This is a genomic window from Micromonospora sp. NPDC051924 (assembly GCF_055586005.1).
This window is the reverse complement of record NZ_JBVJJA010000002.1, coordinates 109,021-133,554: the sequence shown is the minus strand read 5'-3', so window position 1 is coordinate 133,554 and position 24,534 is coordinate 109,021. Positions and strand designations below refer to the sequence as shown.

Sequence of the window (24,534 nt, the reverse complement as noted above, 5' to 3'; positions counted from 1 at the left end):
CTCACCGGTCCACCGGCCAGACCACCAGCCCGCCGGCCGGCCGCAGGCAGACCAGCGCCGTGGTGGCGTCGGCGCACTCGTCCCAGGTGCCGGGCAGCACCGCCCGGATCCGGGCCTGACCGGCCGGGATGTCCAGGGTCCCGACGAGCGTGCGGTCGTCGGGGAGCCGGCGGAACCCGAGCTGCCGGGGCGCCGACCGGTCGCCGCCGGCCAGCCGCCACCGGCCGAACCGCGCGAGGGTACGGCCGGTTTCCGGATCCAGGGCCGCCAGGTCGACCTCCAGCCCGATCGCCGGGGCGGCGGCGAGCAACCGGTCCCCGAAGGGGCTCACCCCGAGCCAGTGGTCGTCGGTCCAGAGCTGGCGGCCGGTGGCCGGGTCGAACACGCGTACCCCGGGGACCTGGCCCTGCAGGCAGACCACCCCCGCGCAGTCGGCGAACCAGGCGGCGGCCCGCGCCGGCACCGGGACGGTCCAGCGGCGGTCCAACCGGTCCAGCCCGTACGCGGTGACCATGTCCGGGGCCCCGTCGACCAGCAGCAGGTCCGCCACCACCTGGGTGAACCGGTACGACACCCGGTCGGTGGCGGGCGGCACCCGGCCGGCCCGGCGCAGCGCGCCCGAGCCGGCGTCGTGCACCGCCACCCGACCGTCGGCCGAGACCAGCACGATCTCCGTCACACCGCGGTCGCCGGACCGGTACGCCACCCCGTTGCCGGGCAGCGGCAGGGACCAGCGGGCCCGGCCGGTCGCCGGGTCCACCGAGCGGATGGTGCCCGAGCCGTCGGCCCGCGGCGTCTCGAAGAGGAGCCCGCCGGGGTGGGTCGGCACCGGGTAGCCGGACTCCCGCCAGCGCACCACCCCGGACGCCGGGTCCAGCACGGTGGTGACGGTGTCGCCGGCCCCGGCCGGGCTGCTGGTGACCAGCAGCAGCCCGGCCACCGTGCTCAGGCCCAGCACGTGGTCGCCGGTCGGCAGGACGAAGCGCCACCGCTGCTGCCCGTCGGGCAACCGGTGCCCGGTGACCACGCGGCCCCACCCGCCCACCGTGCCCGGCCCGTCGGCCACCACCAGCCGGCCGGCGACGATCAGGAAGCTGGCGCCCTGCGGTGCGGGCACCGGGATGCCCGCCGGCCGGCCGGCGGCCGGCGCCGCGCCGGCCAGGGTCAGCAGCGCGACGAGGCAGAGCGCCACCACCCGGACGGCGGGGGCCGGGGGCCGGCGGGGTTCCCGCGGCGGCTCGGCCTGCTCGCCGTGCGGCATCTCCCCCAGCTCGATCATGCGGCTCATCCGATCCGCCACACCCCGAAGGCACCGTCCCCCCGGCGGCAGACCAGCAGTGCCCCGCCGGCCTGGCAGTCCCCGGTCACCCCGGGAACGGCGTCGCGTACCAGGGCGTGGTCGGCCGCCGGATCCAGCTCCGCGACGAGCAACCGGCCGTCACCGGCCCGCCGTACGCCGAACAGCGGGGTGTCGAGGTCGTCCCGCCGGACCGGCTCCCAGTCGCCCAGGTCGGCGACGACCCGGCCGGTGGCCTCCGCGACCACCGTCTGCGCCAGCCCGTCCGCGCCCATCCCGGTGACCAGCAGCCGACCGCCGGCGGCCGCGAGCACCGCCTGCCAGGTCGGGTTGGTCCAGACGGTCCGCCCGGTGGCCGGGTCGAGGGCCCACATCCCGCCGGTCTGCCGGGTGGCGCAGAGCAGCCGGCCGCAGCGTTCCACGAACCCGACCAGGGGCAGCGACGCGGTCCAGCGCCGGCCCAGGGTGTCCAGGTCGTACGCGGTGACGCTGGCCCCGGCGTCGCCCACCAGCAGCAGCAGGCCGGCGGCCACCAGCGTCCGCCGCCGGGCGGGCAGCTCACCGGAGTGCAGGTCGCGGGCGACCAGCCGGACGCCGGAGGTGGCGTCGTGGACCTCGACCGGCCCGGCGGCGGGCACCAGCACCAGCCGCTCGACGCCGGCCGGCCCGACGCTCCAGTTCACGCCGTCGGCCGGGGTGGTCACCGTCCACAGGGTTCGTCCGGTCGCGACGTCCACCCGGCGGATCTCGTCCGCGCCGTCGCCCGCGACGGTCCGCAGCAGCACCGCGTCGCCCGCCGGGAGGACCACGCCGGGCAGCCGCCAGTCGACCCGCCCGGTCGTCAGGTCGACCGCCATGCTCTCCCACCGGGCGTCGTCGGCGGATCGCCCGTAGACGAGCAGTCGGCCGTCCCGCTCCATCCCGCCGATGAAGACCCCGCCGCCGGGGAGCAGGGTCCGCCAGCGGGCGCGCAGCCCGTCCGCCGTCATCCGGTACGCGGCGAGCTGCCGGCCCACGCCCCGCCCCGGGTCGGGCGGCTCCACCACGTACACCCGGTCGTCGACGACAACCGCGTCGGCGGCCGGGCCCCCGGGCACGGTGGCCGCGACCCGCGCGGGCACGGGCGCCGCGGCGGCGAGGGTGACCAACGCCACCACCAGCACGGCGAGGAAGCGGTACGGGCGGCCGCCGGCCGGTCGCCGCCGGACCGGCGGATCCGGCCTGACGTCGTCGCGGAGTTCACCCAGATCGATGATGGTCAAGGCCACCCCTCTCCGCGCCGCCGCCCCGGCGGGCCCCCACCGGGCCACCGGCCGGCCGGGTCGGGACCGTGCCGTCTGTACGATGGCCCGTCGTGGCTGTGCCGGTGGTAGACCCTTCGCTGAACTCCTCGCCCGTCGCGGCCGAGCCCGTCGTGGCGGACCCGCCGCGCCGGCCCCGACGCCGGCCGGCCCGTGGCGACGTGCTGGCGCTCGCAGCCTATGCGGTGCTCGGTGTCGTCGTCTGCCTCAACTACTGGGGCGATGTCGAGCACCGGGTCTCCTCGCACCTGCCGACCGACCACAGCTGGTTCGAGTGGCTCTTCGCGCACGGCGCCTATTCGGTCCGCCACCTGGAGAACCCGCTCTTCACGGCCCGGCAGAACGCCCCGGACGGGGTGAACATGATGGCGAACACCTCACTGCTCGGCGTGACCCTGCCGCTGGCGCCGCTCACCCTGCTCCTCGGCCCGCAGGTGATGTACGCGCTCTACCTCGGCGCGGCGCTGTCGGCCACGGCGGCCACGTCGTACTGGATGCTTTCCCGGCACCTGGTCCGGTCCCGCGCGGCGGCCTTCGTCGGCGGCGCGTTCCTCGGCTTCGCGCCCGGCGTCGTGCACCACGCCAACGGGCAGCCGAACTTCGTCTCCAACTTCCTGCTCCCGCTGATCGTGGTCCGGGTGCTGCGGCTCGGCGAGCCGGGCCGCCGGCTGCGCAACGGGATCGCGCTGGGCCTGCTGGTGGCCTACCAGATCTTCATCAACGAGGAGATGCTGCTGCTCACCGCGCTGGCCTGCCTGGTCGTGATGCTCGCGTACGTGGTGCAGCGGCCACGCGCGGCGTGGCGGCAGGCGGCCACCTTCCTGGCCGCCGGCGGCATCGGCGCGGGACTGGCCCTGCTGCTGGCCGCGTACCCGATCTGGTACCAGTTCAACGGGCCGCAGTCCTACCGGGGCCTGCAGGGCGGGATCTTCCACAGTTGGGGCGAGGACCTGATGGCCTTCGTCACCTTCGCCCGGGACACCGTCGCCGGCGACGAGGCGGTCGAGAAGACCATCGGGCTGACCGAGCAGAACAGCTGGTTCGGCTGGCCGCTGGTGCTGGTCGCCCTGGTCGCTCTGGTGCTGCTGGTGCGCCGCTCGCTGCCGGCCCGGATCGTCGCCGTGCTGGTGGTGGTCTTCACCGTCGCCGCGATCGGGCCCAAGGTGCGCCTCGACGGGGTGGAGACCACCGTCGACGGCCCCTGGGCGTACGTGCCGGACAACCTGCCGCTGGTCGAGATGATGATGCCGACCCGGCTCACCCTGGTGGTGGCCGGCGCGGTCGGCGTGCTGCTCGCGCTGGCCTGGAACGCCCTCGCCGGGGACGGTCGCCCGCCGGTGCCGGCCCCGCGCGCCGGGGCCACCTCGGCGCCGTCGCCCGCCGCCGGGCCGCGTCGCCGCTGGCTGCGCGGCGTCGGGTACGCCGCGATCGTGGCCGCCCTGCTGCCGCTCCTCCCCCGCCCGCTGCCGGCCCAGCAGATCGACCCGCCGCCGCACTTCATCACCGCGGGCACCTGGCGGCCGTACGTGCCGGACGGCCGGACCCTCGTGCCGGTGCCGATCCCGAGCAACGTGCACGGCCTGCCCACGCTGCGCTGGAGCGCGCTGACCGGGCTGCAGTTCCCCATCCCGGCCGGCTACTTCATCGGCCCGAACGAGAACGGCGAGGGCGTCTTCGGCGCGCCGAACCGGCCGACCAGCACGCTGATCTACTCCACCATGGACGCCGGCAAGGTTCCGGCGATCACCGACGAGAACCGCCGCCAGGCCCTCGATGACCTGCGCTTCTGGAAGGCGTCGGTGGTGGTGCTCGGGGCGAACCCGAGCGAGGGGGTGCTGCGCGAGCTGATGACCGCGCTGCTCGGCCCGCCGCAGCGGGTCGACGACGTCTGGCTCTGGGACGTCCGCGACCGAGTCTGACCCCGGCTAGCGTCGCCGATCACCCATCGCTGCGGTCCTGAATCGTCTACGCCGTCAAGTTCGTAGCGTCCCACCGGTCACCAGCTGCGGAGGACGAGGGCGGCGTGGTTCAGCCGAGCAGCGGGCGGACGTCCCAGATGTGCGCGCCGGACACGTCCCGGCCGGGGCCGACCAGGGCGTCCACGGTGGCCCGGACCGGGTCGCCGGGGAGCGAGCCGGCCTGCACCAGCACCGCCGCCCGCCAGTGCCGCAGGTCCTCGACCGCCTGGCGGCGTTCCGCCTCGCCGACCGGTGGCACCTGGCCGGTCTCGGCGGCCTGGCGCAGCAGCACCGAGGTGGGGCGGTCCGGCGCGCCCCAGCGCGCGGTCGGGTCGTCCGCGCCCCGGGGACCGATGAAGTAGCCGCCCGGCGCGGTGAAGGCCAGCCCGCTGCGGGCCGACCAGAGGGTGCCCGGGCTCACCGCCGCCCCGGTCACCGGGGGCACCGGCACCAGCGTCCGGCCCGGCGGGACGTACGCCCGCCAGTCGCCGTCGACGACGAAGGCCGGCACCGGCACGGCCGGCACGGTCCGGATCGGCGTCGGGACCAGCGGCAGCAGCGCGGCGGCGACCGCGCCGGCCCACGGCGCCCAGGTCCGGGCCGAGCGCAGGCGGACCCGGTCCAGGGCGAGGGCCAGGAGCACCCCGAGCACCGGCACGCAGACCAGCGCGAACCGGGCCGGCACCACCAGGTCCAGCAGCGGCACCCCGGCGACCAGCCGGTACGGCCCGGGCAGCCCGGTGTCGTGCTGGTTCACCACGATCGTGGTGCCGAGCGAGAGCAGGGCGAAGAGCAGCCCGCAGGCGGCCAGCGCGCGGACCAGGGGCCGCCGCCACAGCCGGACCACCACCAGCACGGCCAGCAGCGGCAGGAACGGCCCGAAGTAGGAGTTCTGCTCAGTCGGATTGGGCGACAGCAGCCCGGCCCGGTAACCGTCCCCGGCGACGCTCTGCCGGGCGGCGGCGGTGAACGAGGCCGCGTCGAGCCGGAATCCCCGGGCGTAGAAGGGCATCCCGCTGTAGTGGCCCGGGCCGTGGAACTGGAACCACAGCGGGTACGCCAGCAGCACCCCGGCGACCAGCGCCCCGATGGCGAGCCGGCGGGCCACCACGGGTGCCAGCCGGCGCGCGGCGGCCCGGTCGGCCAGCGCGTACGTCCCGGCGAACACCCCGGCGGCGAGGGCGAGGAAGATCAGGACCTCCTCGCCGAGGAAGACCTGGTAGGCGACGGCCAGCCCGAGCAGCACCCCGTCCCGGCGGATCCGGTCGGCGCGGGGCCGGAACACCAGGGCGAGGATCACCGGCACCAGGAACTGGGCGGCCATGTGCAGGTGCGCCCCGGCCTGCGCGACCATGCCGGGGGCGAAGCCGCAGAACAGCCCGCCGACCGCCGCGGCGGGCCGGGACCGGACCAGGCGGCGGGCCAGCAGCGCGTACCAGGCGGTGGCGGTGCCGGCGAGGCAGGCCACCACGGCGATGAGGAAGGTCACCTGGGGTCCGCCGAGCAGGGTGACCGGGGTGAGCGGCACGCCCAGCCCGAGCACCGAGGTGTTGGCCATCAGGTTCACCCCGTCCGGGGCGTTCAGGGCGGTGCTGTAGAGCGGGTTCTCCCCGCCGCTGACCGCCCGGGCCGCGTGGGCGAGCATCCACTCGAAGAGGATCTGGTCGCCGGCCTGATGGAACAGCCGTCCCGGGCGACCCCACTGGCCGGCGGTGAGCAGCACGGCCAGGCCGAGGTAGCCGGCGACGACCAGCGCGTCGACCGGCCGGGGCCACCGGCGACGGTCCGGCCGGGCCGGGGCGGACCCGGCCGGCGGCACGAGGCCGGGCGGCGGTTCCGGGGCGGCCGGGGTCAGACCGACTGGCTGGTCAGTGTCCGGACGTCCCACAACCACACGTCCAGCTCCTGCCGGGCCGGGCCGAGCAGCTGCTCGACGGTCCGGCGCAGCGGCTCGGCGTTCGGCTCGTTCAGCGGCAGCACGACGATGGCGGCCCGCCAGTGGCGCAGCTCGTCGAGGAAGCGGCGGCGCTGCCGGTCGTCCAGCTTCGGCGTACGCCCGGTGGCCGCCACCTCCTCCAGCAGGTCGCCGATGCCGCTCGGGCGCCCGCCGAACCGGCCCGGGTCGCCGGTGACCCCGTTGCGCGGGGCGAGGAAGTAGCCGCCGGGGATCTTGAAGGCCAGATCGGTGCTGGCCGCCCAGCGCATCGGGTTGGTGTTGCCCATGCTCGGCACCGGCACCGAGACCAGGGTCTGGTCCGGCCCGACGTACTGCCGCCAGCGGTCGGCGGTGATGAACCTCGGCACCCCGGGACGGGTGGTGACCTGCAACGGCATCGGCGCGATCGGGAGCAGGGCGAGCACCAGGCCGGCGACGGTCAGGATCCGCACGGTCCGCCGGTCGGGGACCCGCAGCGCCGCGGCCCGCTCGACGGCGAACGCCAGCAGCACCCCGATGACCACGCCGGTGATCATGCCGAACCGGGTGGGCACCACCGCGTCCAGCAGCGGCAGGCGGACCAGCAGCTCCCACGGCCCGGTGAACAGGTCCCGGTCCCACCAGGACACCCGCTCGCCGAGCGAGAGCACCGCGAAGAACGCCCCGGTCACGGCGAGCGCCCGGACCGCCACCTCGCGGCGCAGCCAGACCACGATGCCGACGGCCAGCAGGGACAGGCTCCAGCCGAAGAAGGCGTTCTCCTCGGAGTAGTTCGGGGCGAGGTTGACGTTGGCCCGCTCGTTGCCGCCCAGCGTCGTCGAGCCGGGGGCGAAGAACGCGGCGATGTCGTTGCCGTAGTCGCGCACGGCGTCGCTGAGCCCGTGGTACGCCATCGGCCCGGCGAACTGCACGTAGAGCGGGTACGCCAGCAGCGCCCCGGCGAGCACCCCGCAGACGGCCAGCCCGACGCCGAGCGGGCGCCACGCGGCGGCCCACAGCCCGCGCCGCTGGGCGACCACGGCGAGCAGGAACACGCCGCAGGCCAGCGCGGTGAAGAGCAGGATCTCCTCGTTGATGAACGCCTGCCCGGTGACCAGCAGGGCGAGCAGCGCGCCGTCGCGGACCGGGTGGGTGGAGCGGGTCAGCACCAGCACCCGCCAGACGATGAACGGCAGCAGGAACTGGGAAATGATGTTGGGGTGCCAGTTGGCGTGCGAGAGCATCGCCGGCGAGAACCCGCAGAACCAGGCGCCCACCGCGGCGGCCAGCCGGAGCCGGACCACGTGCCGGGAGAGCACCCGGTACCAGGCGGCGGCCGTGCCGGCCAGGCCGAGGGTGACCAGCGTGACGAAGGAGACCGCCGGTCCGAACAGGAGGGTGACCGGCACCATCGGGATGCCGAGGGCCAGGATGGCGGTGTTCGCCATCAGGTTGACCCCGTCCGGATAGTTGAACTGGTCGGTGTAGAACGGGAACTCGCCGTGCAGCACCACGCGGACCGAGTGGGCGAGGAAGAACTGCACCTGGGCCGGGTCGCCGCTGTAGAGGGCGGCCACCCGGCCTGCGGGATCGACCCAGATCCGGCTGGTCACCCAGAGCGCGGCGAGCAGGAAGACCGCGTGCACCGCGAGATCGATCCGGCGCAGCGTCCAGCGCCGGCGCCGCCGGGCCGCCGGTACGGCGTCCGACCTGGCCGGCGCGGCGGCGGGCGCCGGGTTGGCGGGCTCCGGGTTGGCGGGCGGCGCGGGGGCGGTCGGGGCGACGGTGGTGACGGAGGCGGAGCCCGTCGGGGCGTCGGCGTCCGGCGGCGAGTCGCCACGGGGCTCGGCAGGCGTCACAGTCGGCGGAGTCTACCGGAGCCGGAAAATGGCCACTGAGCGCGCACCGCCGTCCTCTGTGGTCACTTCCGGATGGGCGAGGCGGTTGCGGGCGGACCGCCGCGCGTCTCGTACCATGTGGCTTCGCGAAATCGACCGGATCGGGGGCGTACAGGTGGTTTCAGTCCGCCGCCGCGGCACGACGGCCACCATACTGCTGACCCTGCTGCTGGCGACGACCGGCTGCGGGCCGGTCGCCGGACGGCAGTCCGGCGACCTTCGGGTCGGTTACGACAGCCTGGACGGGCAGCTCACCGTCTGGCCGGGGCGCGGCAGCCTGGCCGAGGACGCCGCCGCGATCGCGGAGATCAGCCGGGCCGTCCGGGACTGGCGTTCGCCGGTCGACGACCGGGCGCACCCGCCGTCGTCCGGCATCCTCTTCGCCGGCGAGGTGGCCGGCGCGCCGCTGGCCCTCGTCGCCGCCGACGTGCCCGGCGAGAGCGCCTCCTGGCTGCTGCAACTCGCCCGCGACGGCGACCGCTGGCGGATCGACCACGCCACCGAGTACACCGACCCCGGCTACCTGGTCTACTCCGACGTGCTGCCGGTCCAGGTCGGCGACGGGCGCCGCTATCTCACCTCGGCCCGGGTGCAGCGGCTGCTCGGCCCGGACGGCCGCACGCTGGCCACCACCGACGGCGTCACCGAGCCGGTCGCCGTGCCGGCCTGCCAGGCGGTGGAGCTGACCGCGACGCTGCGGGCGACCCGGTCGCTGCCGCGCGGCCGGGCCGCGGACCGCGTCCTCGACCTGGGTACGGACACCGCGGACCCCCGCTATCCCCTGGTCCGCGACGAGACCGGCTCCGGCCGGCGCGCGCTGACCGGATTGGACATCTGCCACCTCACCGACACCCGGGGGCCCTTCGGCAGCGTGCCGCGCCGGATCGGCGACCGGGACGCGCCCCGCTCGGCGCCGGAGTCCTGGCCGATGGCGAAGATCGCCGTCCGGTCGCTCGGCGAGGTGGCGCTGGGCGGCGGTGAGCCGGGTGACCTGGAGCAGCTGACCTGGGAGAGCGCCACCGGCACGATGACCGCGGTGATCTACCGCCCGGGCGACGGCGGGACGCCGGTGGTCTCCCCCGCCGACCGGTCCACCACCCTCCAGGCGTACTACCTGCCGGTGCCCGGGCAGCCCGTCGCCGTGTTGAGCTGGCGGACCAACCGGGACGCCTCGTTCGCCGCGCCGCCCGGCACGCAGCGGCTGGTGGAGCGGCCGGGCCTGGTGGTGGTGCCGCAGCCGGACCGCAAGCAGACGTTCAGCCTGGCCGGTACGGAGAAGACCTGGTACCGGTCGGTCGGCGGCCGCTGACCGACCGGATCGTCACGCCCCGAATCGCCGGCTGCGCGCCGCATAGGACCGCAGCGCGCGCAGAAAGTCGATCTTCCGGAAGCCGGGCCAGTACACGTCGCAGAAGTACAGCTCGGAGTAGGCGGCCTGCCAGAGCAGGAAGCCCGACATCCGGCGCTCCCCACTCGTCCGGATGACCAGATCCGGGTCGGGCCGGCCGCCGGTGTACAGGTGCTCCCCGATGTCCTCGACCGTCAGGCCGCGCGCCGCCTCGTCGGGGGTCGCGCCGGCCCGTGCCGCCTCCGCCAGCAGCGAACGAACGGCGTTCACGATCTCCTCGCGGCCGTCGTAGCCGACCGCCACCGTGAGGTGGAAGTCGCCACCGCGCTCACCGGTGGCTTCCTCGGCCAGCTTCAGGGCGTGGCGGGTCGAGTCGGGCAGCACGTCCAGCCGGCCGGCCAGGTGCAGCCGCCACGGGTTGCGCGGATGCAGGAGTGGCTCCGCGACGACCTCCTCGATCATCCGCATCAGGTGCTCCACCTCGTCGGACGCCCGCTTGCGCACGTTGTCGACGGAGGCGACGTACAGCGTCACGTGGGGGATGCCGAGTCCGGCACACCAGCTCAGCACCTCGTGGATGTGCTCGGCCCCGTACCGGTGGCCCAGCCTGGGGTCGTCGAAGCCCATCTGCCGGGCCCACCGGCGGTTTCCGTCCATCGCCATGGCGACGTGCCGCGGCCGCGGCACGTCGGCGAGCTGGCCGCGCAGGCGGCGGGCGTACAACTGGTAGGCGACGCGGCGCACGGACTCGATCATGGTCAGATGAAACCACGTACGGCGTCCGGAAACGGGGACGGGCGGCCCTGCCGGTGCAGGGCCGCCCGTTCGGCGTGGGACGTCAGTTCTTGGCGGTGGCCTCATCGGCGGTGGGCTCGACGGGCTGGGCGTCGAGGCCGGAGATCCAGCCGGTGACGTCGCGGGCCACGTCCTGCGCGGTGAGGCCCAGGTCGGCCAGGATCTGCGCGCGGGTGCCGTGCGGGTGCCAGTCGGCCGGCACCCCCAGGTCCTTCAGCGGCACCCGGACGTCCGCGTCCCGCATGGCCTGGCCGAGCGCGTCGCCGACGCCGCCGACCCGGACGCCGTCCTCGACGGTGACCACGAGCCGGTGCGCGGCGGCCAGCTCGACCAGCTCGGCCGGGACCGGGCGGACCCAGCGCGGGTCGACCACGGTGACCCCGTAGCCGTGCTCGGCGACCCGGGCGGCGACCTCCATGCCGAGGCCGGCGAACGAGCCGACCGCCACCAGCAGCACGTCGGTACGCGCCGACTCGGCCAGCACGTCGACCGCGCCGACCCGGCGGACGGCCGGCAGGTCGGCGGCGACGGTGCCGGTCGGGAAGCGCAGGATGGTCGGGCCGTCGTCCACGGCCACCGCCTCGCGCAGCTCCTCGCGGAGGCTCGCGGAGTCGCGGGGCGCGGCGATCCGCAGGCCGGGCACCACGCCGAAGACCGACATGTCCCAGATGCCGTAGTGGCTCGGCCCGTCCGGCCCGGTGATGCCGGCCCGGTCCAGCACGAAGGTGACCGGCAGCTTGTGCATCGCCACGTCCAGCAGGACCTGGTCGAAGGCGCGGTTGAGGAAGGTGGCGTAGACGGCGACCACCGGGTGCAGGCCGCCCATCGCCAGGCCGGCCGCCGAGGTGGCCGCGTGCTGCTCGGCGATGCCCACGTCGTACACCCGCTCGGGGTACTTGCGGGCCAGGGTGGCGATGCCGGTGGGCTCGGCCATCGCGGCGGTGATGCCGACCACGTCGGGGCGCTCGTCGGCGATCTTGACCAGCTCGTCGGCGAAGACGTGGGTCCACTTGACCGACGGCGCGGCGACCAGCTGGCCGGTCTCGACGTCGAAGGCACCGCCGGGGCCGTGCAGGCAGTCCGCCTCGTCCTCCTCGGCCGGGCGGTAGCCGTAGCCCTTGCGGGTGACCGCGTGCACGATCACCGGGCCGCCGAAGTTCTTGGCCGCACGCAGCGCCGACTCGACCGCGGCGACGTCGTGGCCGTCGACCGGGCCGACGTACTTGATGCCGAGGTCCTCGAACATGGCCTGCGGGGCGACCGCGTCCTTGATGCCCTTCTTGACCGCGTGCAGCACCTCGTACATCGGCTTGCCGACGAACGGCGTGTTGCCGAGCGCGTCCTTGACGGTGTCGAGCACCTTCTCGTAGCCGGGGTTGAGCCGCAGCGAGGAGAGGTGGTCGGCGAGGCCGCCGATGGTCGGCGAGTAGGACCGGCCGTTGTCGTTGACCACGATCACGAGCGGGTTGCCGGCGGTGGCGATGTTGTTCAGCGCCTCCCAGCACATGCCGCCGGTCAGGGCGCCGTCGCCGACCACGGCCACCACGGCGCGCTTCTCGCCGCGCAGCGCGTACGCCTTGGCCAGCCCGTCGGCGTAGGACAGGGCGGTGGAGGCGTGCGAGTTCTCGATCAGGTCGTGCTCGCTCTCCGCCTGGTTGGGGTAGCCGGAGAGGCCACCGCGCTGGCGGAGCTTGTCGAAGCCCTCCTGCCGGCCGGTGATGATCTTGTGTACGTAGGCCTGGTGGCCGGTGTCGAACAGGAGCCGGTCGCGCGGCGAGTCGAAGACCCGGTGCATCGCCAGCGTGAGCTCGACGACACCCAGGTTGGGCCCGATGTGCCCGCCGGTGCGGGAGACCTTGGCGATCAGGAAGTCACGGATCTCGGCGGCGAGGATGTCCAGCTGCTCGGCGGTCATCCGCTTCACGTCCTGCGGACCCCGGACGGTGCCCAGCAGCCGGCCGTGGTTGGCCGTGCCCTCTTCAACACTCATGACGGAAGAGTCTATCGGCCGTCCCACAGCCCGCAGCCCGGCCGTGGATCTCCCCAGGTGAGGGCCGGATCAGCAGTCGATCACCAGCCGGCGCGGCGGGGCGGGCGGGGCCGCCGCCCGGGCCGGTCCGGCCGGGGTCCAGGAGCCCAGCACGGCCGCCCGGGTGGCGCCGGTCACCGACGGGATCGCGCCCGGCAGCCCGTGCCAGGAGAGCCAGCCCAGCAGGGCGAACGCGTACGCCTCCTTGGCCTGCGCCGGCACCCCCAGCTCGTCGGTGGTGCGCAGCCGCCAGCGTCGCCGCCCCAGCGCCGCCAGCCGGCCGCGGAGTGTGGGATTGCGCACTCCGCCGCCGGCCGCGACCACCTCGGTCACCCCGTGCCGGTCGCAGGCGTCGGCGACGGTCCGGGCGGTCAGCTCGGTGAGGGTGGCGAGCACGTCGTCGGGGGCCACCGGTACGCCCAGGGCGGCCAGCCTGGCCTCCAGGTAGCCGGCGTGGAACAGCTCCTTGCCGGTGGACTTGGGCGGCGGCGCGGCGTAGTACGGCTCGGCGAGCAACAGCGCCAGCAGCTCCGGGTGCACCCGTCCGGCGGCCGCGCGGGCCCCGTCGAGGTCGCAGGGGCGGTCGAGGAAGCGCCGGGCGGCGGCGTCCAGCAGGGCGTTCGCCGGGCCCACGTCGTACCCCAGGACGGGCGCGCCCGGGGCGACCACGGTGAGGTTGGCGATCCCGCCCAGGTTGAGCGCCGCCCGCGGCCCGGTGGTCGGGTCGAGCAGCAGCGCGTCGAACGCCGGCACCAGCGGGGCGCCCTGGCCGTCGGCCGCGACGTCCGCCGACCGCAGGTCGTGCAGCACCGGTACGCCGACCCGCGCCGCCACCCGGGCCGGCGCGCCGAGCTGGAGGGTGCCCCGGGCCCGGCCCGCCTCGACCCAGTGGAAGACCGTCTGCCCGGGTGAGACGACCACGTCGGCCGTGCCGCCGGCCAGCTCCACGCCGGCCGCCGCCGCCTCGGCGAAGACCTCGCCGAGCCGGTTGTCCAGCCGGCAGACCGCCTCGATGGTGGTGGCCGCCGGGGGCAGCAGCGCCCCGATCTCGGCGCGCAGCTCGTCGTCGTAGTCGAGGCTGCGGTGCCCGAGCGGGCGCAGCCGCAGCGTCTCCCCGTCCCGGGTGAACTCGGCCGCCACCACGTCCACCCCGTCGTACGAGGTGCCCGACATCAGCCCGACGATCTTCACCGGGCCAGGCTAGTCAGTCCGACGGCTCCGGGTCGCGGCGCGACGGCAGACCGGCCTTCATTCGGTCCGGAGCGCCGCCTAGCGGCGCGGAGGCCGAATTATGGCCGCCAGCCGAGCTGGAGTTGTCGAAGGGCGGCAGGAACAGGCCGACCAGCTCGACGTGCTGGGTCATCGGGAACAGGTCGAAGCCGCGCAGCGCGGCCAGCCGCCAGCCGAGCCCGGTGAAGGTGCGCACGTCCCGGGCGAAGGCGGCCGGGTCGCAGGCCACGTACGCCACCGCCCGCGGGCCGGCGGCGGCGATGTGCCGGACCACCGACGCACCCGCGCCGGATCGGGGCGGGTCGAGCACCACCAGGTCGACCGGCCCGGTGACCCGGCGGCGGGCCAGCGCCGTCTCCACCCGGGCCGCGACCACCTCCACCCGGGGCAGATCGGCCAGGTTCTCGCGGGCCGCCTCGACGCCCTGCGACGCGGACTCGACCAGGGTGACCCGGGCGTCGCCGACCCGGCCGGCGAGCGCGGCGGCGAACAGGCCCGCGCCGCAGTACAGGTCCCAGGCGGTCTCACCGGGACGCGGGTCGAGCAGGTCGACGACCGCGCCGACCAGAGTGTCCGCCGCGGCGGGGTGGACCTGCCAGAAGCCGGACGCGGGCAGCGTCCAGTCCCGGCCGGCGGCCACCTCGCGGACCCGCTGCGGGCCGCTGACCGGAGTGGGCACCCCGTCGGCGTACGCGGTCACGCTGACGTCCCCGCCCGTGGCGGCGACCGTCTCGACCGCGTCCGCGTCCGGCCAGCGGGCCCCGCTGGGGGTGAGCACCGGCAGCTCCTGGACCGCCGGGTGGGCGATCAGGCAGCGGTCCACCGGCACCACCTCGTGCGAGCGGTGCTTGAGCAGCCCGGCCCGGCCGGCGCCGTCGACCGCGTAGCGGACCCGGGAGCGCCAGCCCAGCGATCCGCCGGGCAGCGCCTCGACCCGGACGCCGAGCGCGTCCACCTGGGCGTCGGTGAGGCCGCCGAGCCGGGTGAGCTGCTCGCGCACCACGGCGGACTTCCAGCGCAGCTGCGCCTCCGGGGCGACGTGCTGCAGGTCGCAGCCGCCGCAGCGGCCCGGCCGCGCGTACGGGCAGGGCGGCTCGACCCGGTCCGGGGAGGCGGTCAGGACCTCCACCGCGTCGGCCCGGGCGAACCCCCGGTGCAGCTCGGTCACCTCGGCGACCACCCGCTCGCCGGGCAGCGCGTGCCGGACGAAGACCACCTGGCCGTCCACCCGGGCCACGCAGTGGCCGCCCGGGGCGACCGCGTCCACGGTCAACTCGACCCGCTCCGCCTCCTCCAGCCCGGCCCGGGCGTCGGTGGGCGCCGTCACGCGCGGTCCCCGGCGGTCGTGCCGCTCTCCCCGGGCGGGGCGGAGACCACCGGCGGAACGGTCGGCGGCAGGGTGCTGCGCGGGGCCACCCGGGGTCCGCGCGCCGGTCCCCGGCTGAGCGTGGCGTCCAGCCGGTCCAGGTTCTTGGTGGCGGTCGAGGCGAGCTGCCACGGGACGCTGGTCACCATCACGCCCGGCTCGAAGAGCAGCCGGCCCTTGAGCCGCAGCGCGCTCTGGTTGTGCAGCAGGTTCTCCCACCAGCGGCCCACCACGTACTCGGGGATGAAGACGGTGACCACGTCGCGGGGCGACTCCCGGCGGACCGACGCGACGAAGTTGAGGATCGGCCGGGTGATCTCCCGGTACGGGGAGTCGACCACGGTGAGCGGCACCGGCAGCTCCCGCCGCTCCCAGTCCGCCTGGAGGTCCCGGGTGTCCTTCTCGTCGACGTTCACGGTCACCGCGGTCAGCGTGTCCGGCCGGGTGGCCCGGGCGTACGCGATGGCCCGCAGGGTCGGCTGGTGCAGCTTGCTGACCAGCACGATGGCGTGGTTGCGGGCGGGCAGCACGGCCCGCTGCTCGGTCGGCTCCAGCTCGGCGGCGACCCGGTCGTAGTGCCGGCGGATGGCCAGCATGAGCAGGTAGATCACCGCCATCGCGGCGATCGCGATCCACGCGCCGAGCAGGAACTTGGTGACCAGGACGATGATCAGCACCACGCCGGTCAGGGCCATGCCGAAGGTGTTGATCGCCCGGGAGCGGATCATCCGGCGCCGCGCCTCCGGGTCCCGCTCGGTACGCAGGTGCCGGTTCCAGTGCCGGATCATGCCGGCCTGGGAGAGCGTGAACGAGACGAACACCCCGACGATGTAGAGCTGGATCAGTCGGGTCACCTCGGCCTGGAAGCCGACGATCAGTACCACGGCGGCGACGGCGAGAAAGACGATGCCGTTGGAGAAGGCCAGCCGGTCGCCCCGGGTGTGCAGCTGGCGGGGCAGGTAGCGGTCCTGGGCCAGGATCGAGCCGAGCACCGGGAAGCCGTTGAAGGCGGTGTTGGCGGCCAGGAACAGGATCAGCGCGGTCATCGCGGCCACCACGTAGAGCAGCACCGAGCCGTTGCCGAAGACGGTCTCGCCGAGCTGGGCGGTGACGGTCTTCTGCACGTACCCGTCCGGCCCGGAGACGATCTGCGACGGGTTCTCCACGAACTGGAGCCCGGTGAGCCGGGACAGCCAGACGATGCCGACCAGCATGCTCACCGCGATGGTGCCGAGCAGCAGCAGGGTGGTCGCCGCGTTCCTCGACTTCGGCGCCTTGAACGCGGGCACGCCGTTGGAGATCGCCTCCACGCCGGTCAGCGCGGCACAACCGGAGGAGAAGGTGCGCAGCAGCAGGAAGATCAGGGCGAAGCCGGTGACGCTGTGCTCGGCGTGGATCTCCAGCCCGGCGCTCGGTGCCCGCAGGTCGTCACCGAGCACGAAGATCCGGAACAGCCCGGTCAGCAGCATGCCGCCGATCACGATCACGAAGCCGTAGGTGGGGATGGCGAACGCGGTGCCGGACTCCCGCAGGCCGCGCAGGTTCATCGCGGTGAGCAGCACCACCGCGCTGACCGCGATGAGCACCTTGTGGGTGGCCACGAAGGGCACCACCGAGCCGAGGTTCGCCACGCCCGAGGAGACCGACACCGCGACCGTGAGCACGTAGTCGACCAGCAGCGCGCTGGCCACAGCGAGGCCGGCACGCGGCCCGAGGTTGACCGTGGCCACCTCGTAGTCGCCGCCGCCGGAGGGGTAGGCGTGCACGTTCTGCCGGTAGCTCGCCACCACGGTGAGCATCACCACGACGACGGCGAGCGCGATCCACGGGGAGAAGAAGAACGCCGACGCGCCCGCGATGGAGAGCGTCAGCAGGATCTCGTCCGGGGCGTACGCGACGCTGGAGAGGGCGTCGGAGGCGAACACCGGCAGCGCGATGCGCTTCGGCAGGAGGGTGTGCTGGAGGCGGTCGGACCGGAACGGTCGACCGAGGAGGAGTCGCTTCAGCAGCGAGGTGGGTCTGGCCACAACCGCCAAGAGTACGACCACCGCGCGCCGGACGGTGGGGGTGCCTGATCACCCTCGCGTGCGCCCGCGCGGTACGGTCGGCTCCCCGCCGGCGGCGGGGACGTGGCAGGCTCGCAGACGACGGGCCAGCGGGCGGCACCGTGGGAGGAGCGGACACCGTGCATGTCGTGATCATGGGCTGCGGCCGGGTCGGGTCGACCCTGGCGCACAGCCTGGAGTCCCGGGGGCACTCGGTGGCGGTGATCGACCAGGACGCGGACGCGTTCCGCCGCCTCGGACCCGACTTCGCCGGCATCACCGTCACCGGCGCCGGCTTCGACGGCGAGGTGCTGCGCCAGGCCGGCATCGAGCGGGCGGACGCCTTCGCGGCGGTCTCCAGCGGCGACAACTCCAACATCATCTCGGCCCGGCTGGCGCGGGAGACCTTCGGCGTCTCCCGGGTGGCCGCCCGCATCTACGACCAGCGCCGCGCGCAGGTCTACGAGCGCCTCGGCATCCCCACCGTGGCCACCGTCCGGTGGACCGCCGACCGGATTCTGCGCCACCTGGTCCCCGAAGGGAACGTGGAGATCTTCCGGGACCCGACCAGCACCGTGTCGATCATCGAGGTGCCGGTGCACAAGGACTGGATCGGCCGGTCGCTGCGGCAGCTCGAGGATGCCACGAGCGCCCGGGTCGCGTACCTCATCCGGTTCGGGATCGGCACGCTGCCCACCACCTCCACCGTGGTGCAGGAGGGCGACCAGGTCTTCATGCTGGTGACCGACGACATCATCGGGTCGGTCACCTCGGTGGCGGCGGCGCCGCCGGAAGGAGGGCACTGAGCGATGCGCATCGCCATCGCGGGCGCCGGCAACGTGGGCCGGTCGATCGCCCAGGAGCTGATCGACAACGGGCACCAGGTGATGCTGATCGAGCGGCAGCCCAAGATGCTGCGGCCCGACCGGGTGCCGGCCGCCGAGTGGGTGCTCGCCGACGCGTGCGAGCTGGCCAGCCTGGAGGAGGCCAACGTCTCCGGCTGCGACGTGGTGGTGGCCGCCACCGGCGACGACAAGGTCAACCTGGTGGTCTCGCTGCTGGCCAAGACCGAGTTCGCGGTGCCCCGGGTGGTCGCCCGGGTCAACCGGGCCGAGAACGAGTGGCTCTTCACCGAGCAGTGGGGCGTCGACGTCGCGGTGAGCAAGCCGCGCGTGATGGCCGCCCTGGTTGAGGAGGCGGTCACGGTCGGCGACCTGGTCCGGCTGATGACCTTCCGGCAGGGCGAGGCGAACCTGGTCGAGATCACCCTGCCGCCGACCGCCCCGTACGTGGGCCAGCCGATCCACGCGGTGCCGATCCCCCGGGACGCCGCCCTGGTGGCGATCCTGCGCGGCAAGCGGGTGCTGGTGCCCACCCCGGACGACCCGATCGAGGCCGGCGACGAGCTGATCTTCGTGTGCACGGCCGCGGTGGAGGACGAGGTCCGCGCGGTGATCCTCGGCCCGGACAGCGTCGGCCGCACCCGGGACCGGGCCTGACCCTCGTCGGGGTCCCGCCGGCCGGCCCTCGCCGGCCACGGCCGGCGGGCCCTCAGGCGCCCGGCAGCGGCGTCGGCGCGGTCTCCCGGGTGACCCGGCGCACCGTCCAGACCGTGATCAGCAGCAGCAGCGCGTACGGCGGGTAGCCCAGGGCGAGCCGGGCCACGCCCAGCGCGGTGTCCTGGTGGGCCAGGTAGAGCCCGGCCTGCACGCCCACCTTGGCCAGCCACACCACGCCCCAGAGCACGGTCAGCTGGGTGAAGGTGCGGACCAGCCGGGGGTCGTCCCGCCACTCCGCGCGGCCCTTGGCCACCAGCACCGACCAGATCCAACCCACCAGGGGCTGCCGGATCACCGCCGAGACCAGCAGGGCCAGGCCGTAGCCGATGCCGTAGAGGATGCCGGGCAGGTAGAAGTCCCGCTCGTCGCCGGTCCGCCAGGCAATGGCCGCGCCGATGGCGATGCCGACCAGGCCGTTGACGGCGTGCCGGACCGGCCGTCGCTGGGCCAGCCGCAGCCCGGCGATGAGCAGCGCCACCGTCACCGAGGCGATCACCGCGGGACGCAGCTCGCCGAGCACGTTGGCGATCACGAAGACCACCACGGGGATGCTCGACTCGACCAGGCCGCGCCAGCCGCCGAGCTGGTCGGCCATCTGCTCGGCGAGGCTGGGCAGCCGCTCGTCGTCCTCCGGCCCGGTCTCCGGCTCGGTGTGCTGTCCGGTCGTCACTTCGGCGACTCCAGCTCGTAGTACGGGTTGTAGATCACCTTGCGGTCGTCCCGGACAGCCATCCGGCCGCGGGCGGTCAGGTGCCGGCCCGGTTCGATCCCGGCGATGTGCCGTCGGCCCAGCCAGACCAGGGTGACCACGTCGTTGCCGTCGTAGAGGTCGGCCTCCAGGGTCGGCAGGTTCGTCCGCGGCGTGTAGACCACCGTGCGGAGCCGCCCGGCGACCGAGACCACCTGCCCCCGGCGGCACTGGTGGGCCGGCATGCCGCCGGACTCGGCGCTCTCCCGGCGCAGCTCCTGCGCCTCGATCTCGGACTCGCTCGCGGTGAGCCGATGCAAAAGCCGCCGGAGCGACACCCGGCTCTCGTCGGTCGTCATGACCTCCGCGTCACCCTTCTCCACCCGGCTCGGCCCGGCAGGCGCCGGAAACCGTCCCGCCAGCGTAGCCCGATTCACCCCGGCCGCGGCACCGGCGTCCGGGGCGTACCGCCGCCGGGGGGACGGACGCACGACGGGCCCGGCGCCGTCGACGGGAGCCGACGGGCAACCGGGCCCGGTGTGGTGTGCCTCAGGCCTCGCGCTGTTCCGGCGCGGGCTGCTGGCCGGCCGCCTGCTGCTCCGCCACCTCGCGGGGCAGCCGCAGCGGCAGCGGCTCCCGGACCGGCTTGGCCTCGTGGCCCCGGTCGACCACGAGGCCGTCGAGGCAGGCCGCCAGCGGGCCGGCGGCGACCGGGTTGGTGGCCGCCTCGCCCTGGTAGACGCCACGGACCATCCAGCGCGGCCCGTCGATGCCGACGAAGCGCAGGTCGGTCACGCCGTCCGGGGTACGCACCCGGGCCCGCAGCTCGGTGCCGTACTCCCCCTCGGCCTCCTGGGCGGCCGCGCCGTCGTTGAACAGCGACTGCCGGATCTCCTCGCGCACCTCGTCCCAGATGCCCTCGGAGCGGGGGGCGGCAAAGACGCCGAGCTGGAGGGCGTTCTGGCCGTGCACCAGCACGACCTGCTGGATCACGCCCTGCGGGTCGGCCTGCACCCGCACCTCGACCTCGGGCACCGCCGGGATCTGGAGGCTGCCCAGATCGAGCCGGGGCGCCTCGGGCGCCTCGGAGACGTCGTACGGGCCCCGGGACGGCGCCTGCGAGGTCTCCTCGGCCTCCTGGGCGTCGAGGACCCCGGTGTTCCGGTCGTCACGCGCGTGCCGCGCGTCCTCGGCCCGCTTACGGGAGAAGATCACTGCGCCCACCCTCCGCTGTTCGCACTCACCCTGCCACCTCTTCCGTCTGCCCGCCCGCCGGGGCCGGAACCAGCCCGGCGTGCCCGCCGGTGGACCCGTGCCCGCCGGCACCGCGCCGGGACGCGGGCAGTTCCGCCACCGGCTGGAAATCGGCCCGCGCGACCCGCTGGACGACGAGCTGCGCGATCCGGTCGCCCCGGCTGATCTTCGCCGGGGTGTCCCGATCATGATTGATCAGGTTGACCAGGATCTCACCCCGGTAGCCGGCGTCGACCGTACCGGGCGCGTTGAGCACCGTCACGCCGAGTCTGGCCGCCAGCCCCGATCGGGGATGCACCAGCCCGACGTACCCCTCGGGCAGCGCGATGGCCACGCCGGTCGGCACCAGGGCCCGCCCGCCGGGCGGCAGCTCCACGTCCGCGGCGGCCACCAGGTCCGCGCCGGCGTCGCCAGGGTGGGCGTACGCCGGCAGCGGCAGCTCGGGGTCGAGCTGGCGTACGGGCACGGGTACGAGGTCTGTCACGGTCTTCCTCTTCCGTCCGGTCCTTGCGGGGGTGACCCTGCCATCCTGCCGGTTGGCGGGCCGGCCGTGCGCCGTACCCTCGGACTGTGCGCCAGTCGTCGTCCTCGCCCGCCCCGGCGTCCCGGGTGACCCCCGCAACGGAGTACGCGGAGCGGCTCACCCTGCCCTGGTGGGCCTGGCCGGCCGGGCTCGCCCTGGCCGGGCTCCTCGCCGCCGAGCTGTGGATGGGCGCGAGCGGCGTCCGCGCCTGGCTGCCCTTCGTGGTGCTGATCCCCGCGGCGGTGGCCGGGCTGGCCTGGCTGGGCCGGATCCGGATCGCGGTCCGCGACGGCGAGCTGCGGGTGGACGACGCTCGCCTCCCGGTCCGGTACGTCGCCGACGTCGTCCCGCTCGACGCGGCCGGCCGGCGCGAGGTGCTGGGCGTCGGCGCCGACCCGATCGCCTTCGTGGTGCAGCGGCCCTGGGTCGGTGGCGGGGTGCAGATCGTGCTCGACGACCCCGCCGACCCCACCCCGTTCTGGGTGGTCAGCACCCGGCACCCGGTGGAGCTGGCCACCGCCCTCCTCGCCGCCCGCGACGCCGCCTGACAGCCCCCTCGCCGCACCCGGCCGCCGCGGTCCCGCACTGTCGCCGCGTCCGCCCGCCCGCCCGGGTCCCCGCCGAGCCCTGATGTCGCACCGTTTCCCGGGAAGAGTGCTCATTCGCGAGCCGGAAGCCACTCTTTCCGGGAATGAATGGCGTCGGGGTAGTGGGTGGCGCTCTCTCCGTGCGAGGACACGCCGCGAGGGACGGCGCCGGAGCGGGGGCGACGCCGGTAGGTGGCGCCGGTGTCAGGGGAGGGCGGGGCGGGAGCCGCCGGGGAGTTCGCGGCTGCGGCGGCGCAGGTCCTTGCGGAGTTGGTCGGCCAGGGTGCGGGTGGCCCGGCGGTTGAGGTAGCCGGCCACGGCCGCGCCGGTCAGGAACGGCCCCAGCGTGGTCAGGTTCCGGCCGAACCGGCGCAGCAGGCTGTCCCGCAGCTCGCGGCGGGCGGCGGTGCTCAGCACCGCGCTCACCCCGACCCCGGGCATCATCGGATTGATCCCTCGCTGGGTGGCCCAGGACTGCACCAGGGCGACCGCGCGCTGCGTGCCGCCGGTGGGCAGCGGAAGCCGGTGGAGCTCGTGCAGCTCGCCGATCAGTTTCAGCTCGATGGCGACCACCGCGACCGTTTCGGCGGCCAGCAGCACGGGCGCGGAGAGCAGTGTCGGGGTGACCGCCCATTCCACCGCGGCGACCCCGCCACCCGCCGCGCCGACCCCGGCGGTGGCCCGGGCGGCGTTGCGGATCAACCGCTCGGCCAACTCGTCGTCGTCCAGGCCGGGGAAGTGCCGCCGCAGCGTGGCCAGATCACGGATCGGCACGTGCGGAGCGACCTCGGCGACGGTGTCCGCCATCCAGCGGATCGCGGCCTTGGGCTTGAACAGGTCGGTGATTCCACGGGCGCGCGCCTGACCGACCAGCCGGGTGAGGAGCTGGCGGCGACGGGCGGGCGCGATGTCGTCCGCCGTGAGGGCGGCGACGGTCGCGCCGAGCTGGTCGCCGTCGGCGGCCGGCGCGGACCGCTCGGCGTCAACCGCCCGCTCGGCGTCGGCGGCCGGCGCGGGCCGCTCGGCACCGTTCCCGGTCGACGGCTCGGCGCCGGCCCCGTCGGCGTCCGGACCTTCGGCTCGCTCGCTGCGTCCGCTCACGCCGCCGCCTCGCTTCGCTTCCCGGCGGCGCGACGCGCCACGCTACTGAACCGCATGGTTCGCTCGCTGCGCTCGCTCACTGTCCGCCCTCCCGTGCTCCGCGGCGTGGCAGCCGCCGGTACGAGTCAAGCAGCTTCCCGCCGCCGGCGCACGGCGGCTCGAACAGCGGCGGCCCCGTCGAGGAGGCCGCCGCCGGTGACACGCGTCGGGGTCAGACGCACTCGCGGCAGATCAGTTCGCCGTTCCGCTCGACCGCGAGCTGGCTGCGGTGGTGCACCAGGAAGCAGCGGCCGCACCGGAACTCGTCCTGCTGCATCGGTAGCACCTTGACCGTGAGCTCTTCGTCGGCCAGGTCGGCACCGGGCAGCTCAAAGCTCTCCGCCACCTCAGCCTCGTCGACGTCCACGGCGCCCGACTGTGAGTCGACCCGCCGGGCCTTGAGCTCTTCCAGGCTGTCCTCGCCGAGGTCGACCTCGTCGCGACGCGGGGCGTCGTAGTCGGTGGCCATCGGTTTCACTCTCCCATATCGATATGGTCGCTTCCGGTTGTAACGCCGGACGACGCTGTTTCGGTTCCACTGGCCGGCCACCAAATGTGTCGGTCACTCGACCCGACGACCGGTGGGCCGAGTCGCCAGAGGAACTCCCCCAGCGAGCGCGGAACCTTACCCCCCCTTTGGGCGAGGCATGTATACCGCCCTCGTGGCAGAGATGTACGCCCCGGCGCCCGAAGTTGTTCCCAATGTGACTCAGGCGACACGAAGATAGGGGTAGTAGTACCCGTTCCCCCGGTGGCGCGCCGGCATGTCGGACTGTTTCCACGCCACGGCCGGACAACCGTTAACCTCAGCGGCGTACTCGACGGCCCGACCGCCGGCGGCCGCCGCCACCCAATCACTGTCCGGGAGCGCCCAGATGAGTTTTGCGCGAGTGCGGGCACTCGTAGTCGTCGGCCTGTTGGCGGTCCTCGCCCTGGTCTTCGTCGTCGTCGCACTGGTGCGGGACACCCAGAGCAACGCGGGCACGGCCGAGGGCTGCCCCAAGAACTGGCCGCTGGCTGACGTCGCCCTCCGCGAGCCCAAGGACGTCAAGATCAACGTTTACAACGGCACCGACGAGGTGGGCCTGGCCGGCAGCGTCGCGGACGACTTCCGTAACCGCAAGTTCCAGGTCAAGAAGGAAGGCAACGCCCCCAAGCAGGTGGACGACGTCGCCGTGCTGCGATTCGGCCCGAAGGGCGTCGGCTCCGCGCATCTGCTCCGGGCCTATTTCCTCAACAACGCCAAGCTGGAACCCGACCTGAAGCGCAAGGACGACACGGTCGACGTGGTCCTCGGCAACAGCTTCCAACAGTTGGCCACCACCACCGAGGTCAACCAGTCCCTCGGCGACCTCGGCTCGCCAATCGCCCCGCCCGGCACCTGCCCGGCCCCGCTGGACAAGTAACCCGCGACGTCCGCCGTCCGGCTGACCGCGGTCCACACGATTTCCGGAAAGAGTGGCCTCTCCGACACGGAAGGCCACTCTTTTCGCGTAGCGACGTGGCCGCGGACGTCGTGCCCGCCACGCGCCGCAGGCGGTGCATGGAACGTCATGGAGGTCAAAAACCCGTGATGACCTCCATGACGTTCCACCGAGCGG

The 24,534-nt window shown here is 74.5% G+C and carries 20 protein-coding genes and 1 pseudogene; 6 read left to right on the top strand and 15 right to left on the bottom strand.

Features of this window, described 5'->3' with window-relative positions:
- Position 1 precedes the first annotated feature (1 nt).
- The gene (locus tag ACZ6S5_RS01960) at positions 2 to 1,288 is read right to left on the bottom strand and encodes an outer membrane protein assembly factor BamB family protein (protein ID WP_465996754.1); all 1,287 of its coding nucleotides are present in this window, start codon (positions 1,286 to 1,288) and stop codon (positions 2 to 4) included.
- The gene (locus ACZ6S5_RS01955) at positions 1,285 to 2,559 is read right to left on the bottom strand and encodes an outer membrane protein assembly factor BamB family protein (protein ID WP_465996752.1); all 1,275 of its coding nucleotides are present in this window, start codon (positions 2,557 to 2,559) and stop codon (positions 1,285 to 1,287) included. Before ACZ6S5_RS01955 ends, ACZ6S5_RS01960 begins: the two co-directional genes overlap by 4 nt.
- A gap of 98 nt (positions 2,560 to 2,657) precedes the next feature.
- Here ACZ6S5_RS01955 and ACZ6S5_RS01950 point away from each other — a divergent pair, with 98 nt between their 5' ends.
- Complete coding sequence (locus ACZ6S5_RS01950) at positions 2,658 to 4,517, top strand: DUF6311 domain-containing protein (protein WP_465996976.1); 1,860 nt, start codon at positions 2,658 to 2,660, stop codon at positions 4,515 to 4,517.
- Positions 4,518 to 4,626: 109 nt separating this feature from the next.
- Here the strand turns inward: ACZ6S5_RS01950 and ACZ6S5_RS01945 are convergent, their stop codons facing one another.
- Positions 4,627 to 6,444, bottom strand: a complete 1,818-nt coding sequence (locus ACZ6S5_RS01945) for a DUF6311 domain-containing protein (protein ID WP_465996974.1) — start codon at positions 6,442 to 6,444, stop codon at positions 4,627 to 4,629.
- Positions 6,408 to 8,330: a DUF6311 domain-containing protein gene (locus ACZ6S5_RS01940; protein WP_465996750.1), complete on the bottom strand. Its 1,923-nt coding sequence runs from the start codon at positions 8,328 to 8,330 to the stop codon at positions 6,408 to 6,410. Before ACZ6S5_RS01940 ends, ACZ6S5_RS01945 begins: the two co-directional genes overlap by 37 nt.
- A gap of 154 nt (positions 8,331 to 8,484) precedes the next feature.
- On the opposite strand from ACZ6S5_RS01940, the gene ACZ6S5_RS01935 reads away from it, so the two are divergent.
- On the top strand, positions 8,485 to 9,678 hold the full coding sequence (locus tag ACZ6S5_RS01935; protein WP_465996748.1) for a hypothetical protein: 1,194 nt from the start codon (positions 8,485 to 8,487) through the stop codon (positions 9,676 to 9,678).
- A gap of 12 nt (positions 9,679 to 9,690) precedes the next feature.
- Here the strand turns inward: ACZ6S5_RS01935 and uppS are convergent, their stop codons facing one another.
- The 5 genes and pseudogenes from uppS to ACZ6S5_RS01910 all read right to left on the bottom strand — a co-directional run bounded on the left by uppS (position 9,691) and on the right by ACZ6S5_RS01910 (position 17,164).
- Complete coding sequence (gene uppS, locus ACZ6S5_RS01930; RefSeq protein WP_465996746.1) at positions 9,691 to 10,473, bottom strand: polyprenyl diphosphate synthase; 783 nt, start codon at positions 10,471 to 10,473, stop codon at positions 9,691 to 9,693.
- 82 nt (positions 10,474 to 10,555) lie between these two features.
- A complete protein-coding gene (dxs, locus tag ACZ6S5_RS01925) occupies positions 10,556 to 12,502 on the bottom strand; it encodes a 1-deoxy-D-xylulose-5-phosphate synthase (RefSeq protein ID WP_465996744.1) in 1,947 nt (648 codons plus the stop codon).
- A gap of 69 nt (positions 12,503 to 12,571) precedes the next feature.
- Positions 12,572 to 13,732 (bottom strand): anhydro-N-acetylmuramic acid kinase, encoded by a 1,161-nt coding sequence (locus ACZ6S5_RS01920; RefSeq protein WP_465996743.1) that lies wholly within the window; start codon positions 13,730 to 13,732, stop codon positions 12,572 to 12,574.
- A 130-nt stretch (positions 13,733 to 13,862) separates the two neighbouring features.
- Positions 13,863 to 15,098 (bottom strand): annotated as a pseudogene (locus ACZ6S5_RS01915) (class I SAM-dependent RNA methyltransferase); the annotation flags it as partial.
- Positions 15,095 to 17,164: an APC family permease gene (locus tag ACZ6S5_RS01910; RefSeq protein ID WP_465996741.1), complete on the bottom strand. Its 2,070-nt coding sequence runs from the start codon at positions 17,162 to 17,164 to the stop codon at positions 15,095 to 15,097. The gene ACZ6S5_RS01910 and the pseudogene ACZ6S5_RS01915, both read right to left, overlap by 4 nt.
- 158 nt (positions 17,165 to 17,322) lie before the next feature.
- Between ACZ6S5_RS01910 and ACZ6S5_RS01905 the strand changes: the two genes are divergently transcribed.
- Together ACZ6S5_RS01905 and ACZ6S5_RS01900 are read left to right on the top strand one after the other, a co-directional pair.
- Positions 17,323 to 17,988, top strand: a complete 666-nt coding sequence (locus tag ACZ6S5_RS01905) for a potassium channel family protein (RefSeq protein ID WP_465996739.1) — start codon at positions 17,323 to 17,325, stop codon at positions 17,986 to 17,988.
- 3 nt (positions 17,989 to 17,991) lie between these two features.
- A complete protein-coding gene (locus ACZ6S5_RS01900) occupies positions 17,992 to 18,681 on the top strand; it encodes a potassium channel family protein (RefSeq protein WP_465996737.1) in 690 nt (229 codons plus the stop codon).
- A gap of 52 nt (positions 18,682 to 18,733) precedes the next feature.
- On the opposite strand, the gene ACZ6S5_RS01895 is transcribed toward ACZ6S5_RS01900, so the two are convergent.
- From ACZ6S5_RS01895 to dut, 4 genes are all read right to left on the bottom strand, one after another.
- Complete coding sequence (locus ACZ6S5_RS01895; protein WP_465996735.1) at positions 18,734 to 19,411, bottom strand: DUF3159 domain-containing protein; 678 nt, start codon at positions 19,409 to 19,411, stop codon at positions 18,734 to 18,736.
- Positions 19,408 to 19,788, bottom strand: coding sequence for an OB-fold nucleic acid binding domain-containing protein (locus ACZ6S5_RS01890; protein ID WP_465996733.1), 381 nt, complete (start codon positions 19,786 to 19,788; stop codon positions 19,408 to 19,410). Before ACZ6S5_RS01890 ends, ACZ6S5_RS01895 begins: the two co-directional genes overlap by 4 nt.
- Positions 19,789 to 19,978: 190 nt before the next feature.
- Complete coding sequence (locus tag ACZ6S5_RS01885) at positions 19,979 to 20,644, bottom strand: DUF3710 domain-containing protein (protein ID WP_465996732.1); 666 nt, start codon at positions 20,642 to 20,644, stop codon at positions 19,979 to 19,981.
- 25 nt (positions 20,645 to 20,669) lie between these two features.
- The gene (gene dut, locus ACZ6S5_RS01880; protein WP_465996730.1) at positions 20,670 to 21,167 is read right to left on the bottom strand and encodes a dUTP diphosphatase; all 498 of its coding nucleotides are present in this window, start codon (positions 21,165 to 21,167) and stop codon (positions 20,670 to 20,672) included.
- A gap of 86 nt (positions 21,168 to 21,253) precedes the next feature.
- On the opposite strand from dut, the gene ACZ6S5_RS01875 reads away from it, so the two are divergent.
- Positions 21,254 to 21,754, top strand: coding sequence for a DUF3093 domain-containing protein (locus ACZ6S5_RS01875; RefSeq protein WP_465996728.1), 501 nt, complete (start codon positions 21,254 to 21,256; stop codon positions 21,752 to 21,754).
- 243 nt (positions 21,755 to 21,997) lie between these two features.
- Here ACZ6S5_RS01875 and ACZ6S5_RS01870 read toward each other — a convergent pair whose 3' ends face one another.
- A complete protein-coding gene (locus tag ACZ6S5_RS01870) occupies positions 21,998 to 22,894 on the bottom strand; it encodes a hypothetical protein (protein WP_465996727.1) in 897 nt (298 codons plus the stop codon).
- A gap of 211 nt (positions 22,895 to 23,105) precedes the next feature.
- Positions 23,106 to 23,402: a DUF4193 domain-containing protein gene (locus ACZ6S5_RS01865; protein ID WP_046565779.1), complete on the bottom strand. Its 297-nt coding sequence runs from the start codon at positions 23,400 to 23,402 to the stop codon at positions 23,106 to 23,108.
- Positions 23,403 to 23,823: 421 nt separating this feature from the next.
- On the opposite strand from ACZ6S5_RS01865, the gene ACZ6S5_RS01860 reads away from it, so the two are divergent.
- Entirely contained in the window at positions 23,824 to 24,339 is a 516-nt protein-coding gene (locus tag ACZ6S5_RS01860) for a LytR C-terminal domain-containing protein (protein WP_465996972.1), read from the top strand.
- Positions 24,340 to 24,534 lie beyond the last annotated feature (195 nt).

Bases quoted from the DNA above. Each gene is read 5' to 3' on its own strand.
- ACZ6S5_RS01900 (WP_465996737.1), top strand. From the start codon at position 17,992: ATGCGCATCGCCATCGCGGGCGCCGGCAACGTGGGCCGGTCGATCGCC.
- uppS (WP_465996746.1), bottom strand. From the start codon at position 10,473: ATGATCGAGTCCGTGCGCCGCGTCGCCTACCAGTTGTACGCCCGCCGC.
- dxs (WP_465996744.1), bottom strand. From the start codon at position 12,502: ATGAGTGTTGAAGAGGGCACGGCCAACCACGGCCGGCTGCTGGGCACC.
- ACZ6S5_RS01865 (WP_046565779.1), bottom strand. From the start codon at position 23,402: ATGGCCACCGACTACGACGCCCCGCGTCGCGACGAGGTCGACCTCGGC.
- ACZ6S5_RS01890 (WP_465996733.1), bottom strand. From the start codon at position 19,788: ATGACGACCGACGAGAGCCGGGTGTCGCTCCGGCGGCTTTTGCATCGG.
- ACZ6S5_RS01960 (WP_465996754.1), bottom strand. From the start codon at position 1,288: ATGAGCCGCATGATCGAGCTGGGGGAGATGCCGCACGGCGAGCAGGCC.